This is a genomic window from Bacillus sp. FSL R9-9410, from assembly GCF_038050385.1.
Lineage (GTDB): Bacteria > Bacillota > Bacilli > Bacillales > Bacillaceae_G > Bacillus_A > Bacillus_A cereus_U.
Window position 1 is genome coordinate 443005 of the sequence record NZ_JBBOTV010000003.1, and the last position, 15346, is coordinate 458350.

The window sequence follows — 15346 nt, forward strand, 5'->3', positions numbered from 1 at the left end:
ATCAATTTTAGGGAATAGGTTACTTTGTAGAAGTTAAGGTGACTGTACATGGATTACCACTAAGCCAGATTCATCCGATACTTAATAACCAAAACAATCCAATAGCTGAACCGAACAGTTTTGATATTAATACGAGTATTCAACGCTGGTTAGTAAAAGCGATTGCTTTTCATGGGGTAGGACTCTATATCTATGCAGGGAAAGACTTGCCCGAAGTATCTGAAAAACTTATTTCACCGCAACAAATTGGCGCAAATAAGGTCAATATTAAGAAACTTGCTACACTTCGAAAAGTGGATGAAGACACCATAAAAGAAATCACAGAATCTTATGATTCCATAACTGGTTAATTATAAAATAATTCAATATTACCACTCTACGTTAATATAAAATATAGTTATAAAAAAGATACTCTTTGGACGGTTCTGGTGCAAATATCTGAATAAGAATAATGGAGGTTATATGAATGATTTCAAAAAATGAGCTAAATCTCAAGCTATTATTAGAAACACAATTATCTTCTCCTATATTTAAACAGGAAGCATATGATATTTATGAAGAATTACGCGCATTTCATCCTGTTTATCCTTTATCTTCGGGGGAACAGAGTCAAAGTTGGCTTATTACAAGATATGAGGATGCAATCTCTTTATTAAAAGATGCAAAATTAATGAAAAATATTGAAAACGTGTTCAGTAACAAAGAAGAAGTGGACGTTCCTATCTCACTAGAGAATAGAGAACTCTTAAGAAATCATATGCTGAATTCAGATCCCCCTGATCATAGCCGTTTACGATCACTTGCTCAAAAGGCATTTACTCCTCAGATGGTTTTACAACTTGAAGGCCGAATTCAACATATTGCTGATACTTTATTAAGTAAAGTGGAACATAATCAATCTATAAACCTTGTAAGTGATTATGCTTTCCCCCTACCAATTATGGTAATTAGTGAAATGTTAGGTATTCCTCTTGAAGATCAACATAAATTTAGAGTTTGGTCACAAGCAATTATTGCTACTCCACATACGTTAGAAGACATGAAAAAAAACAATCAAAAATTAGGAGAATTTGCTGAGTATATACAGCATTTAGTTCATAAAAAGAGAACAAATCCTGCTGATGATTTAATAAGTGCACTCATAAAGGCAGAAAGTGAAGGAACGAAATTAAATGCATCAGAATTATATTCAACAATTACGTTGCTTATCGTTGCCGGACATGAAACAACTGTAAATTTAATTACAAATATGACTTTAGCATTACTGGAACACCCAATTCAATTACAAAAACTTCGTCAAAATCCTGATTTAATCAATTTAGCAATAGAAGAGGCATTACGATTTTATAGCCCTGTTGAGTTAACTACTTTACGTTGGACAGCAGAACCATTCACATTGCATGGTCAAGATATTCAACCAAAAGATAGGATTATTATTTCAGTAGCATCTGCTAATCGCGATGAAAAAATATTTCCAAATGCTGATGTATTTGATATTACAAGAAAAAACAATCGTCACATCGCTTTCGGTCATGGTATTCACTTTTGTCTTGGTGCACCACTCGCTCGTTTAGAAGCAAAAATTGCAATTCCTACATTATTACGACGTATGCCAACTATTCAACTACAAGGCGATAAAGAGCAAGTGAGATGGAAAGAAAACTACTTAATGAGGTCATTAGAAGAATTGCCTCTGAAGTTTTAACTAAAATAGCTATCAATAATAAAAAGGGAGTCTCTTTTCAAAAGAAGACTCCCTTATCATGAATGTTTTAATGCTATTGGGATTTTAATAGAGGAGAGAGATTTTTCGTTTTACAGGATTTCTATTTTTCTGTTGAATGGATAGAGTGAAGGGGGAAATGAAAGAAAACTTTAAATTGAAGGGGGAAGAATAGTGTATCATCGCTTTAATTTATTTTCTGAAACCAATGTAGATATGGACAAAGTAGGACGTGAGCTAGAGGCTTTAATTACTAGCAGTAATTTCATGAAAGAAGAAAGGTTTGAAAATATAACTGTTACTACTAAGAAAACTGTTCAAATTATACGTAAAGATCAAAAGAATTTTAATGATGAAGAAAAAACAGCATTTAAAAATGCAGTAAATAAGTTGATTCGAGATGGGATTTATAAATCAACAATAGAAATACATGCCGATATGTCACATAATATGCATACGATGAATGATAATCCAAATGGTACACTAAGATTTTTGTCATGGCATCGGCGTTACCTACTAGCATTCGAAGAAGCGTTACAAAAGGCTGATCGAACATTGCGTCCACAAGCACAAACACTCGTCACCATTCCTTATTGGCGATGGGTAGATCCATTCCCAGCATGGTTACAAGGTTTTTTACCTGCACAGGATCCACAAACAGGTAATTCAGTGCCTCCTCGTACATTGTCAGGTTCGAGTTTAAAGCCCTCAAGTAGTGATGTTGACTTTATCATTAATGATTTCCGACAGCAACTTCCTATCCTTAACCTTGACGATTATTCTAGATTCACTATTGGCTTAGAAGGTAATGGTCAAAAATTAGATGGCTCTGACCTTCCCGCCCATAATCAAGTACATGCATGGGTAGGGGGAATCATGGATAACATTCAATATTCCCCTACAGATCCATTTTTTTGGTTACATCATGCTGAGGTTGATCGCTTATGGCATATTTGGCAGCAGAAAAACCCGGGTATTTATCCTGCATTAATAGGAGGTAATCGTATAATGGATCCATGGCAAGAAAGTTCAGATCAACTAGCGTCGATTGCGGTACTAGGCTATAGTTATGAAAATGAATCGCTATAAGGGTTCTGTTGCAAAGTTTTCTACATGAAGCTACACTCTAGAAAACAGAATCTAGGAGAATCAGACATGAGATATTTTAAAGGAAAACAATTCAAGAAAGATGTTATTTTAGTAGCTGTCGGCTACTACTGCCGTTTTTCTTTAAGTTATCGCGATGTGTCTGAAATCCTGAAAGAACGTGGTATTTCAGTTCACCCAACAACCATCATGCGATGGGTTCATGAATATGGCAATCTCATCTATCAAATTTGGAAAGTGAAAAATAAATCTGCATGCTTATCTTGGCATTTGGATGAGACTTATATCAAAGTTAAGGGAGAATGACGTTATCTCTATCGTGCAATTAATAAAGATGGACACACATTGGATATTCAACTTCGTAAAAAACGGGATCATCAGGCTGCCTATGCCTTCATGAAAAGATTAGTAAAACATTTTGGAGAACCAACGGTTCTCACTACAGACAAAGCGCCAGCATTACTTTGCGCATTTAACAAATTAAGAAGACAAGGATTTTATCAAACTACAATCCATTGTACAATCAAATATTTAAACAATCTTATTGAACAGGATCATAGGCATGTAAAGAGATGTTTTGCCAAATCCGCAGGATTTCAAAATCTTCGTCATGCTTCACGTACGATTAAAGGTATTGAGACCATTCATGCCCTATATAAACAAAGGCGAAGTCTTCAAAGAGACTCCGCCTTTTCAACGTACAATGAACTTCAACAATTACTAGCTACTTCCTAAACATTGTTCCTCATTTACCAACCTGTTTATGCTTTTTTCAAACTTTGCAACAGAACCACCTGCGCTAATAGATGCTCTCTTTTTATTGGAAAAACTGGACACCTAAAAAATGCGATATAGGAACATTACATACCAAATTGAGAATAACGCAAGCCATCCAATTGTATGTGAGATGTATTTAAATATTTTCATGAGTTCTCCTTTTAGATATAGCATGTGCTATTGAAAGGAGTTTTATTATTTTTGGGGAAAATTGGACACCTAAAAAGGGGAGGATGATGAATAATGGATGAACAGGAATTAACGGTGAAAAAGACAGATAGTATATATTTTAGAACTACACATCCGTATAAGGTTGATGCGAAGAAAATCAAAACATTAGATGATGTAATCAAGAATATTGATTTGATGGATATTCGTTTGGATGATAAGGAGGAGAAGAGATGAGTGGATTTGGAGGGTCTATTGTATTTAGGAATATATAAAATAACTTGAAATATGTCCCTTAACTTATCTCTAAATTATAGTCTCAATTGGAATTATTAGTAATGCGTTTTGAGAATTGCTTAACGTATAAAAATGTTGAAATTCCCCCTATAGAGCGAGTTTTTTCATGTACTAAAGGTAGGATAAAACTAATACTATAGAGTAGGAACAAAAGGAGGGGGCTTATGAGTCAATATCGTATCATTGGAAAAAGTATTCCAAGAAAAGAAGCGATGGATAAAGTAACGGGAAAAGCAAAGTATATTGACGACGAAAATGAAATAGGAACATTGCATGTAAAGCTTGTAACTAGTAAATATGCACATGCATATATAGAGAACATTGATATAAGTAAAGCTTGGAAAGTAACAGGTGTACGGAATATTATCACAGGTAAAGATTATCCTTATCTAGTTGGCAGTAGTATAGTTGACCGACCGCCTCTGGCTTTTGAGAAGGTAAGATACTTTGGTGAGCCAATTGCCATGGTAATCGCAGATAGTGAAGCAGCTGCTCAAATAGCTGTTTTTTCAATACATGTAACGTATAAAGAAATTCCTGTTGTCAATTCTCCTATACAGGCATATCAAAAAAATACTCCTCTTGTTCATGAGCGGTTAGGAGAATATAGAATCATAGAGGAAGCACAACCAGAGCCCAATACAAATATTGCCACGCGGACAAAAGTTCGGAAGGGTGATGTTAAGAAAGGGTTTAACGAGAGCGATATAATTGTGGAAGAATTTTTTTCATTCCCACAATCCGATCATGCGGCAATGGAAATGAGATGTACAAAAGTAGAAATTAAGCCGAACGGAGTCGTTCTTGTTACTTCTACATCTCAAGCACCATTCGAGATTAGGAAACAGCTGAGTGAAGCATTTGATATAGATAAAGGAAACATACATGTTTGCGTACCTTTAGTAGGTGGAGCATATGGCGGAAAAACTATGGTACAAATTGAAATATTAGCTTATCTTGCTTCTAAAGCTGTAGGTGGAAGAAGAGTGAAAATTCGTAATAGCAGGGAAGAAGATTTTATTACTTCACCCGTTCATATTGGTTTGCAAGCAAAAGTCAAACTGGGTTGTGCGAAAGATGGGAGCTTAAAGGCTGCGGAATTCCTCTTTTTATTTGATGGTGGAGCTTATGCGGATCGAGCCGTTGTTGTCAGTAAAGCTGCGGGTCTAGATTGTACAGGACCTTATTCAATTGAACATGTATGGTGCGATTCGCTCTGTATGTATACGAACCATCCTTACGCTACAGCATTCCGCGGATTTGGACATTCTGAATATACTTTCGTTGTGGAGCGGACAGTAGATATTATGGCAAACAAACTAGGAATGTGTCCACTTGAATTTCGATTAAAAAATGCAATCAAACCAGGAGATACGACACCTACACAAGTTCCGGTAACCAGAAGCAATATGGGAGATCCGAAAAAATGTTTAGAAAGATTGAAAAAATTAATCAGTTGGAATGAAGGGCAGTATATCCAAATTTCAGATAGGAAAGTTCATGCAAAGGGAATTTCCTTCGCATGGAAGAACTCCACAACACCACCAGATGCAGGAGCGGGTGCGGTAATAACGTTTCATGAAAATGGAAGTGTAAATGTTCATTGTGGTGCAGTGGAAATTGGAACAGGTACAAAAACTGTACTTGCACAAATGGTAGCAGAAAAAATGAAGATGAAAATGGAAGATGTACATATCAAAATGGAAGTAGATACACAGGTTGCACCAAAGCATTGGAAAACAGCTGCAAGCAGAACTACGTACCTAGTTGGGAACGCAGTGCTAGCTGCAACAGAAGATATCAGTAGACAGTTAAAAGAATCTGCCTCTATTTTATTAGGATATCCGATAGAGGATTTGGAAATTGCCAACAAACAAGTATATGTTAAAGAATCTCCAAACCTTTCTATAGATATATCTCAGATTGCGTTAGGATATGTTGCTCCAAACGGACAAGTAATTAACCAACAGATTGTAGGAAGAGGAGCATATACGTTTGAAGGAATCACAGAACCTGATAAGGAAACTGGGAAGGGAAAATCAGGCCCGGAATGGGGAATTGCAGCGCAAGCAGTGGAAGTTGAATTTGATACGCGGGATTATACGTATAAATTAATTCGTGCTTTCAGCGTAATAGATGCTGGAAAGGTGTTAAATTTGAAAGGAGCCGAGACTCAAATGATGGGTGCAATGAGTATGGGGCTTAGCTTTGCAACAAGAGAAGCATTCAATTATGACAAAAAAGGGAGAGTATTAAATAATCAATTTCGTTCATATAAAGTAACTCATTACGGTCAACAACCAGAATATAAAGTAGAGTTTATAGAAACTCCTCATGACGATTCTCCGTTTGGTTCCCGAGCTCTTGGTGAACATGGCATTCTTGGAATGCCAGCCGCTCTTGCTAATAGTTTATCAGTTGCAGCCCAGGTTTCTTTGCATCAATTACCAGTTACTCCAGAATTGATTTGGAGAACAAAATTGAAAAAGAAGGAGCCTTTATCATGATTCCAAATGACTTTGAATATTATCGTCCTCATTTTATAACAGAAGCTTTACAGTTATATTCTAATTTTTATCAACAAGGGAAAAATTCACTATATTACGGTGGTGGAACTGAGATTATTACCCTAGGTAGATTTGAAGAGTTTTTTGCGAATTCTATAATCGATATAAAGGAAATCCCTGAATGCAACGTGATTGTGAGAAATCAAAATTATGTGATTTTCGGTGCAGCACTTACCTTGACTCGCGTTTCAGAATCAAATGTGTTTCCGCTTCTAAGTAAAACAGCGTCAAGAGTGGCCGATCATACAGCAAGAAACAAAATTACATTAGGCGGAAATATTGCAGGTGAAATCCCTTATCGAGAAGCTGTGCTTCCTTTTTTGTTGGCGGACAGCATTTTTGTAATTGCAGGAATGAAAGGAATACGTTACGTTTCCATTCATTCCTTATTTATAGAAAGACTACGATTAAACAAGGGAGAATTTCTTCTGCAAGTTGTAACTGATATAGAGTATGTGGGATTACCTTTTTATAGTGTGAAAAAGAGAAAAATTGAAAAAATTGATTATCCAGTTATTACGCTTGCTGCTTTGAAAAAAGGGAATAAAATTCGTATGGCCTTTAGTGGATTATGCGCTTTTCCTTTTCGTTCTACTGCTATGGAAACAGCAATTAATAATAATCAGTTGTCAGTTGAAGATAAGATAGAAAATACGGTACTGTATATTCCAGCACCTGTACTAGATGATATTCGTGGATCTAGAGACTACCGTTTGTTTGTATTAAGAAATATATTACGAGATATGTTAGAGCATTTTGAAGGAGGGAGATTTTGATTACAAAAGTTACTCTTCATATAAACGAGGAAAATCGGCATGGAATAGTGAGGACAGCTGATACGCTTTTAGATACATTGCGAGATCAGTTTGATTTAACTGGAGCAAAACGCGGATGTGAAAATGGGGACTGTGGAGCTTGCACGGTTTTAGTGGATGGGGTGCCGATAAAATCTTGTATTATGCTTGCAGTAGAAGCAATAGAAAAAAGGATAACAACAATTGAAGGTTTACATGGATCGCCTGTACAAAAAGCATTTATAGAAAAGTGGGCATTTCAGTGTGGATATTGCACGTCAGGATTTATTGTAAACTGCCATGCGCTCATAGCAAACCATCCAAAAGCAACTGACGAAATAATTGAAGAATGGTTAGAATCGAACATTTGCCGATGTACAAGTTATCAAGAAATTAGAGAAGCGGTAAAATCAGTACTTCAAAATCAAAGGTAAGGTGAATTGTGATGTCTACTATACATGATATTTTAGAAGCGACAATATCAATCCCACAAAATTGCACGCTTGCGACTATCATTCGAGTATCTGGTTCGTCATATCGGAAGGAAGGCTCAATGATGATGTTTGGAGAGGATGGAATAAGGGTTGGAACGCTTAGCGCAGGGTGCATTGAGGAGGAACTTTATTTTTATACTAAAGATGTAAGTATTGAAAAGTGGAGCATACATGAATTTGATATGAGAGAAGAAGACGATTTATCATGGGGAGTAGGATGTAACGGAATTATATATATATTATTGGAACAAGTGAATTATATATATCAGGAGTATTTGCGGAAGGTAAGAGTGTATACAGAAAAAGGGTTACTTGTATGGATGATTAAAGACTTATCAAAGTCAAAGACTCTTTTTTTTAGTGAAGAGGGACATACGTTTGGGGATTGGATAGGAGAAATTCCAGATATCTCGAATTTGAAGAGTGGTTGGTATGACCATCTGTATGTACATTGCTTCGAACCACGCCCCACCTTGTTTATTTTTGGGGCAGGAGAAGACGCAAAACCACTTGTCTCCTTAGCGAAAGAAACAGGATTTTTTGTTACGGTTTGTGATTGGCGAGAGGGATTATGCACACCAGTGCGGTTTCCTGAAGCAGATAGATGTATAATTGGATTTCCAAAAGAGATTATGTCCAGTATATCCATAAAGAAACAGGATTTTATAATGATAATGACGCATCATTTCAAACGGGACCAAGAACTGCTGGAAATTTTGCAGAACTGTCCTTGTCGTTACCTGGGAGTTTTAGGGTCCCGGCATCGAACCTCACGTTTATTAGGGGGCATAGATAAACCTAATTGGATTTGTTCGCCGGCTGGACTATCTATTGGAGCTGAGGGACCAAGCGAAATTGCTGTTAGCATTATGGCAGAAATGATACAAATGATAAGGATGAAAAAATGATGAAAATAATAGGGATATATCTAGCAGCAGGTAGGAGCCGAAGAACAGGTCCAGGGATACATAAGCTGTGTCTTCCAATTCGAAATACATCGCTTGGAAGTATAGCATTGAATACATCACTTACTTCAAATCTAAGTGATATTGTTATAGTTTCTAATGAAACGCCTTGGCTGTTACAGTATACCCAGGTTGAAAGAATCCATATTCTTTCTTGTAAAAAAGCATGTTTTGGGCAGTCTTATTCTCTTCGCTGCGGTTTAGAGAAGGCAGAAAACATGAATGCAGATGGAGTGCTAGTAATGCTTGCAGATCAGCCATTTGTTACAGTTGAACTTATAAATTCACTAATAGATGACTATCAGCACTTCCCACAGCTTGATTATATAGCTGCTAGCTATAAAGATATACCGCAACCACCTATTTTATTTTCTAAGAGGATTTTTCCGGTTTTGAAAAAACTAAAAGGAGACCAAGGAGCTCGTTCCATTTTCTTTGACAAGTCTTTTCAAGGTAAGATTACTGTATATAGTGATGCTAAATTATTTTATGATGTGGATACAATAGAAGATTATAATGTAATTAAGAATTCTCTTCTATCCCATTAATGAAACAAAGATTTCACGGATACTTACCAGAAAATTGGATATTATGGAGAAGAGGCAGATTTGTTCATAATCATGAACATTGAAGTTATAGGGTTGGCAGGCATTTAACCGCGAATGAATGTAAGAATTATCCACATTTTGCTTGTGTTTTATGGTTTGGATTTAGTCCTTGGAATGATGCGATACGAAAGAGAAAATTACAGATTGGTTCAACGCTTTCTGAAGGTGGTAAAGCCGCAGGAATGGTATAGAGAATTAGCAGCGGGTACACAAGATCTACGTTTAAGCGATGCATATGGCTATGCTTTTTTATAAAGTACTAATTTGAATTCTTAAAAAATGTTTCCCACCACAAAATAGTTGCTTCGATTCCTGTATTTATATCGTATTTTAGTTCCGAATGTACTTCATTTTTTAACCGTTCAACATTCGCGCCAACAAATAAAGGTTCATTATTAGGGAAGGGAAGCACCTAATTCGATTAATTGTTCTTTCCCTATTCTTTTTACGATAATAGAGGTTAGTTCTTTAATTTAAATAGAATGACCAGAGGCGACATTTACAGTAACTATTACATCACTGTTTTATAATGAAGAAAGAGCATCTGCAACATCGCTTACATGGAGGAAGTTTCGATGTTGTTTCCTATGTGTACATAAAGCCTCCTTATTTTTTAATAATGAAGTAATACTAATATTAGAAATAAGGCGATTGCCATGTTCGTAAGGTCCGTATAAATGAAAAATTCTTCCCCAGCACATGCTGAGTCCTGTTTGCTCAGAATAAGATTGTAGCCAAGAGTGTAAAGTGTTTTTACATAATGAATACGGATTTTTATAGGAAAGGAGTGGAAACTCTTCAGATAGCATACTGTTAATCCATTCGTACTCTGCACTTGTACCAGCTACGACAATTCTTTGACCACCATACGGTACAAACTGCTGAATTAGAGGTGAGATGCTTTGATATGATGAATAAGTTTACTTTATGCCAATGACATAAAATGTGAGAAGGTTTATTTCTATTATAAGTGGCATATACTTCATAGCCCATTTGCATTAATGAACGTACTACGTATTTACCAATCCCACCATTCCCTTCTGTTATAAGGACCTTCTTCATGCTTCAATCACTTCTACTTTCGGAATAACAATTAAAAATTGCCCGCCCCATTCACGAATGAAGGAGCATTCCTCTATAATTTCTTCTTTTAAGTTCCAAGGTATGATGAGAATATAATCAGGTTTTGTTTGTTTAATTTCTTCAGGAGATTTAACTGGTATGCGAGTTTCTGGCAAGTGAAAACCTTGTTTATGAGGATTTTTATCTACTGTATAAGGAAGAAATTCTTTTCCAATCCTGCAAAAATTTAAAAGAGTATTTCCTTTAGCTGGAGCACTATAGTCGATAATTTGTTTATTTAAAGATTTTGCCTCAATGAAAAATTTCAGAATATCTATTTTCAATTGTTCTACTTGTTTAGAAAAAAGAAGATAGCGATCTAATTTATGCAGTTCATGATTTGTTTCTTTTTGAATTAATTTCGTAACGTTTGAACTGATTTTTATATTTTTATTTATATACTTTATAAATAATCGTAAGGCGTGCTATGTGTAGAAAGTTCTTCTACGTCTATAACTTGTAAGTTATGGTGTAATTCCGTCAGGAATCTACTATCATCCATATTCTTCTTCATATATTTGCACCAGAACCAGCAAAAAAATAGGAAGATATCGATAAGATAAATCGAGAATCTTCCTATTATATAGATGCTAAAACAATGAATCCCCAATATCTATTGTAGCCAGATTTTGACGCCTTGTACGCTCTCTTAAATAACGTTCTGTCGTCATAATAGATTCATGCCCTAAGTAGTCACGTATTTTCTTAAGTTCAACACCTTTGCCCATTAAATAATTCGCAAAGAAATGTCTACAGGTATGGGGTGTAATTCTATCTTTTCGGTGGCGTAGAAACGGTAAATTGGTTTCTACAATTTTTTCTGCCACGTATTTTGATAAGTAGTCTGCTCGATAGTGTGAGCCATCTGCTTTGGGTAGAAAAGCAGATGTACTTGAGACATCCAATTCACTTGTTTGTTTACGCAATTGACGAAGGCGACAGATATCGTCGAGTACATCTTCAAAGATACGAACTTCTCTAGTTTTATTTCCTTTTCCAACTACACGTAAGAGATAAGCATTTAAAGAGGCATGGAATACAAGGTCTGCCCATTTTGCATTTGCAACTTCTTCAATCCGGAGTCCAGTAGTCGTAAGAAGGAAAAACAAGGAATACATAAAGAAATTTGTTTTCTTGAGTGTATCTAGAATTTCATTCACTTCTTCAGGAAAGAGGTCACGGTTGACCAGCTCTTCTTTTTTTACAGATACTTTTTTGAGACGACTACTATAGTCATCTGAGAGACCATTGTTATCATAAACGTACTTTAGAAACTGCTGGACTACCGTTTTCTTTCGACGTAATGTAGTGGCAGCATACTTCTTACTTAGTTCATAGAAGTAGATTTCCATCTCATTATGAGATAACTCCTGAATGGTTCCTGTTTTTTCTTTTATGTAGCGTAGAAAATGAGAAAGATCATGCAGATAAATCTTTTTTGTACGGTCACTTCTTTTTTTCGTTAAAGAAGGTTCATCATGTAAAAATAAGTAAACCAAAGATTCTTCACTCAATTGGGAGTAGTCAATATTGCGGATACCCATACCCATAATTTTTTCAAAATGACTGCTATCAAAAAAATCAGATTTGGATTTTACAAGTTGATTATTATGTTCGTAATTTATAATATTCAAATCTAAACACACCCTTTAATAGAATGAAATGACACACTTATATTTTATATAAATTTTTATGATTCTTATTATACCACAATAAACAGGTTATTTATTGTGGTATGTAGTTATATTGTTAAATTAATTATTTTACTATTCATTTACTATTTATTATAATTACCTTATTGGTTAAATGGTTTATTTAACTATTTTATATTAATTGCACTTTCTGAATTTAAAGTAAAGGAGGGCCACTTATGAAATATAAGCGAAAAGCAATTATTAACGAAATTTCCTATCTTGAATCAACATACTGTATGAATTGTCCGCTACTCAATGAAAATATTAATAAAAAAAGAAAAGGTGGATGCAGAAAGCAAAGAAATAATATACAATGTGTAGGTTGTCCCGTAAATGATGCAATTCGGGCATGGGGCAACAAATTAGAATCCTTATCACAGCAGCATACTTTTAATAAAGTAAGGGAATTATACCTTGATAATCCTTATGAGTATTTGCAGTATAAAGAATATCCTATAGAATTAATCGTAGAGGAACTAGGTATAACGAAATATGAATTGCGAAGAAGGAATCAAACGAAGGTAGACAGCACGTGAAAATGAGGTGTTAATTTGGGTTATAAGACATTTGAAGAAGTATGCGAACAAGCAAACTTAAGTAGGAATCAATTGAGATACCTAATTAAGTACAAGAAAATTGAACCTATCAATCGAGATACCTGGAAAGCTGACGGGGGATATCGCTTTGAACAGGAAGATGCGCAACAACTTGCGGAGGAATATAAGGACTACTTATCTCTAAAAGATGCAGCTGCATATTTACAAAAATCCAGAACTTACGTACATAATGCTGCGAAAGAAGGTTCCTTGCCATTTAAAGAAGTAGCAAAAGGTAAAACAACTGAAAGACTATATCACCTTAAAGATTTAGAAGAGTTTAAAAGAAAAATGAATGAGGTAGGAATGGTAAATAAAAGATTATATAACCATTTACAGTTACATTCCAAGAATCTTCTTTTATTTGATATGGTTGAATTTAACGACCAGGAAGCAAGAGTGATTGATGCTGAAAAACGACTCGGTATTAACTCACATAAAGAGCAGATTACTATTCCGGAAGAGGTAATGTCGAATCATTTCTCTGAGGACGCTATTCAAAAAAAGAAGATTACGCGACCAGGTGATCTATCTTTCTTATTCCCTTTGTATACGGCATATGATGTGATGTTGTATGTAATCTCGCATTTAGGTATGTCAAATGTCCTTGTTTCTAAGAAAAATGAGGGGTACTTTATGAAATGTAAGCTAGGCACTATTCCTTATGAATCCTATATGTTTAGGGTCCTCAATAGCTGTTTAATCTGTGGTGTTCTACAACATAAAAATGACGCAATAAAACTAACAGATAACAAAGAACATGTAAGTTTATATTTGAATGCAGAGGTGGTAGAAGCCGCTAAGAAGAAAGCAGGCAAAAAAGGGTACAAGGGATACAAGAAATTTTTAGAAGACATTATCCATAAAGAAGTGAAATCAGAAATAGAATAATAGTTACTTTAAAAACTGCATATTTTCATGTGGTTTTTTCTTTAAATTATGCGTTTTTATTTTGAGGCATTTAAAAGGATTATATGACGCGTTTTATCAAAATGCATACAAACACATTAACTTGTCCGTTTATCTCTCTTAAATACAAATCTGAAAAGCCTTTTTTTAGTTATAGCCTATAAAAATTTCATTTCCCTTATACATACAAGGCCATATCGTAAAAATCCCAAAAATAAATCTTGGAACATAAAAATGACTTAATTAAGTTTGTCTGTTCGAAAGAGGACCATAATATGTATTTCTTAAATGTATATCATGATCCAAGAAATAATTTGTCATAATATAATTATAGTAAACTAATTGATGTATAGCATCAGCATACACCTTAAGAAACAACATATTAAAAAGAACTCAGGTATCATAATTATGTATACACCTTAGTTCTTTTTTACTTTAATATCATTTTTACATGTATATACTTGTTGTTGCCACTTCCACTTTTTTATGGGTTCTATTAATAATATTTGCTGCTTTCTTTTTCTCTTCAGCTTTACCACTTTTTAATTGTTCATGTAGAGTTTGGAGTTTATCTAGTGGTATTAAGCGTAATCTTGCTTTTATTTGTCTCTTTATTTTCACTTGTTTTTCTATTATAAGTACATCTAAATGGCTGTTATTAACTTTTTCCTTTAGATGCTCTAATTGTTCTAGGGACATACGACCATATGTCTTCGAATCAATATATTGAATCTTCATTTCCTTTCTTAATACCCTAATTACCTTTAATAGCACTATTCGACTTACTTGCATGGAATAATCTGTGTATCTAGTTTTATTAACTTTTATCTTCTCTAAATCTAGTTCATATAAAAATAATTGAACAAGGTCGTTTGCTATTTTTCCATCTTTTACGAGGTTTATATCCTTATGAAACTCAGCTAAAGCATCAGGCTTAAATTTCATATAGATCTTCTTTTCTTTAGATATTACAAGTGCAGGGGATATACGTTCATACTTATCTTGTTTTTCTCTTTTAAATTGAAGAATATAGTATCTTTTTAAAATTAATAACCTGTATGTTTTCAATAGCAGTTTCATTTTTTCGAATTTCATGATATATATTCCTTTCTATTATTTTACTAAAATTAAAAACTATTTAATGGTATATATAATTTAATTGATTTATTAAAGGTTATTCTACAAAGCTACTGTCAAAATTAAAAGTGTTACTTTGATAATATCCTAATACTATAGGGATTATGGTATAATATAGTTAGTAACTGAAGACGTGTGGTGGGAGGTTGCGCCCTTTCTTTCTCTTAATATAAGAGGGGAAGGAGGTGTAACCGATATGGATTTTTTACTTCAATTATTACAAGATGCTACGAAGCTATTCATAACAGTATTCGTAACAACTTATGCAACCGCTTATGCAAATAGGTTGGTTAAAAGTAATAATAAACGTAAAAGAACCACCGCGTCAGGCAAGACAAAAGGTGGTTCAAAAAGAAAATAACTAAAAATTTGCAACCAACCACCTTAC

Annotated in this window: 12 protein-coding genes and 6 pseudogenes; 14 read left to right on the forward strand and 4 right to left on the reverse strand. The window is 34.6% G+C overall.

All coding sequences use genetic code 11. The features are described from left to right. Window positions 1–17: 17 nt before the first annotated feature. The 11 genes and pseudogenes from MKX77_RS28935 to MKX77_RS28985 all read left to right on the forward strand — a co-directional run. Window positions 18–314: pseudogene (locus MKX77_RS28935) on the forward strand (Sak single strand annealing protein); the annotation flags it as partial. A 152-nt stretch (window positions 315–466) separates the two neighbouring features. Further along, entirely contained in the window at window positions 467–1705 is a 1239-nt protein-coding gene (locus tag MKX77_RS28940; protein ID WP_341308540.1) for a cytochrome P450 family protein, read from the forward strand. A 234-nt stretch (window positions 1706–1939) separates the two neighbouring features. Continuing rightward, window positions 1940–2812, forward strand: a complete 873-nt coding sequence (locus MKX77_RS28945; RefSeq protein WP_341308541.1) for a tyrosinase family protein — start codon at window positions 1940–1942, stop codon at window positions 2810–2812. 66 nt (window positions 2813–2878) lie between these two features. After that, window positions 2879–3565, forward strand: a pseudogene (locus MKX77_RS28950) (IS6 family transposase). 285 nt (window positions 3566–3850) lie between these two features. Further along, window positions 3851–4012 carry a hypothetical protein gene (locus MKX77_RS28955; protein WP_341308542.1) on the forward strand — a complete coding sequence of 54 codons (162 nt, stop codon included), beginning with the start codon at window positions 3851–3853 and terminating at the stop codon, window positions 4010–4012. Window positions 4013–4236: 224 nt separating this feature from the next. After that, on the forward strand, window positions 4237–6579 hold the full coding sequence (locus MKX77_RS28960; protein ID WP_341308543.1) for a xanthine dehydrogenase family protein molybdopterin-binding subunit: 2343 nt from the start codon (window positions 4237–4239) through the stop codon (window positions 6577–6579). Next, on the forward strand, window positions 6576–7415 hold the full coding sequence (locus tag MKX77_RS28965) for an FAD binding domain-containing protein (RefSeq protein WP_341308544.1): 840 nt from the start codon (window positions 6576–6578) through the stop codon (window positions 7413–7415). Before MKX77_RS28960 ends, MKX77_RS28965 begins: the two co-directional genes overlap by 4 nt. Next, window positions 7412–7867: a (2Fe-2S)-binding protein gene (locus MKX77_RS28970; protein ID WP_341308545.1), complete on the forward strand. Its 456-nt coding sequence runs from the start codon at window positions 7412–7414 to the stop codon at window positions 7865–7867. Before MKX77_RS28965 ends, MKX77_RS28970 begins: the two co-directional genes overlap by 4 nt. A gap of 11 nt (window positions 7868–7878) precedes the next feature. Beyond that, a complete protein-coding gene (locus MKX77_RS28975; protein ID WP_341308546.1) occupies window positions 7879–8835 on the forward strand; it encodes an XdhC family protein in 957 nt (318 codons plus the stop codon). Continuing rightward, window positions 8832–9440: a xanthine dehydrogenase accessory protein PucB gene (gene pucB, locus MKX77_RS28980; protein ID WP_341308547.1), complete on the forward strand. Its 609-nt coding sequence runs from the start codon at window positions 8832–8834 to the stop codon at window positions 9438–9440. Before MKX77_RS28975 ends, pucB begins: the two co-directional genes overlap by 4 nt. Continuing rightward, a pseudogene (locus tag MKX77_RS28985) lies at window positions 9431–9755 on the forward strand (glycosyltransferase family 2 protein); the annotation flags it as partial. The gene pucB and the pseudogene MKX77_RS28985, both read left to right, overlap by 10 nt. A gap of 4 nt (window positions 9756–9759) precedes the next feature. Here the strand turns inward: MKX77_RS28985 and MKX77_RS28990 are convergent. The 3 genes and pseudogenes from MKX77_RS28990 to MKX77_RS29000 form a co-directional block, all read right to left on the reverse strand. Continuing rightward, window positions 9760–10562: pseudogene (locus MKX77_RS28990) on the reverse strand (NAD-dependent epimerase/dehydratase family protein). Further along, window positions 10559–11085: pseudogene (locus MKX77_RS28995) on the reverse strand (methyltransferase C-terminal domain-containing protein); the annotation flags it as partial. The pseudogenes MKX77_RS28995 and MKX77_RS28990, both read right to left, overlap by 4 nt. A gap of 127 nt (window positions 11086–11212) precedes the next feature. Then, a complete protein-coding gene (locus MKX77_RS29000; protein ID WP_341308548.1) occupies window positions 11213–12256 on the reverse strand; it encodes a tyrosine-type recombinase/integrase in 1044 nt (347 codons plus the stop codon). 236 nt (window positions 12257–12492) lie between these two features. On the opposite strand from MKX77_RS29000, the gene MKX77_RS29005 reads away from it, so the two are divergent. Together MKX77_RS29005 and MKX77_RS29010 are read left to right on the forward strand one after the other, a co-directional pair. Further along, window positions 12493–12852, forward strand: a complete 360-nt coding sequence (locus MKX77_RS29005; RefSeq protein WP_341026750.1) for a zinc-finger domain-containing protein — start codon at window positions 12493–12495, stop codon at window positions 12850–12852. Between the two features lie 15 nt (window positions 12853–12867). Beyond that, window positions 12868–13404 (forward strand): annotated as a pseudogene (locus MKX77_RS29010) (helix-turn-helix domain-containing protein); the annotation flags it as partial. An 864-nt stretch (window positions 13405–14268) separates the two neighbouring features. Here MKX77_RS29010 and MKX77_RS29015 read toward each other — a convergent pair. Next, window positions 14269–14916, reverse strand: a complete 648-nt coding sequence (locus MKX77_RS29015) for a hypothetical protein (protein ID WP_341308549.1) — start codon at window positions 14914–14916, stop codon at window positions 14269–14271. Between the two features lie 238 nt (window positions 14917–15154). On the opposite strand from MKX77_RS29015, the gene MKX77_RS29020 reads away from it, so the two are divergent. Further along, window positions 15155–15319, forward strand: coding sequence for a hypothetical protein (locus tag MKX77_RS29020; protein ID WP_002139607.1), 165 nt, complete (start codon window positions 15155–15157; stop codon window positions 15317–15319). Window positions 15320–15346 lie beyond the last annotated feature (27 nt).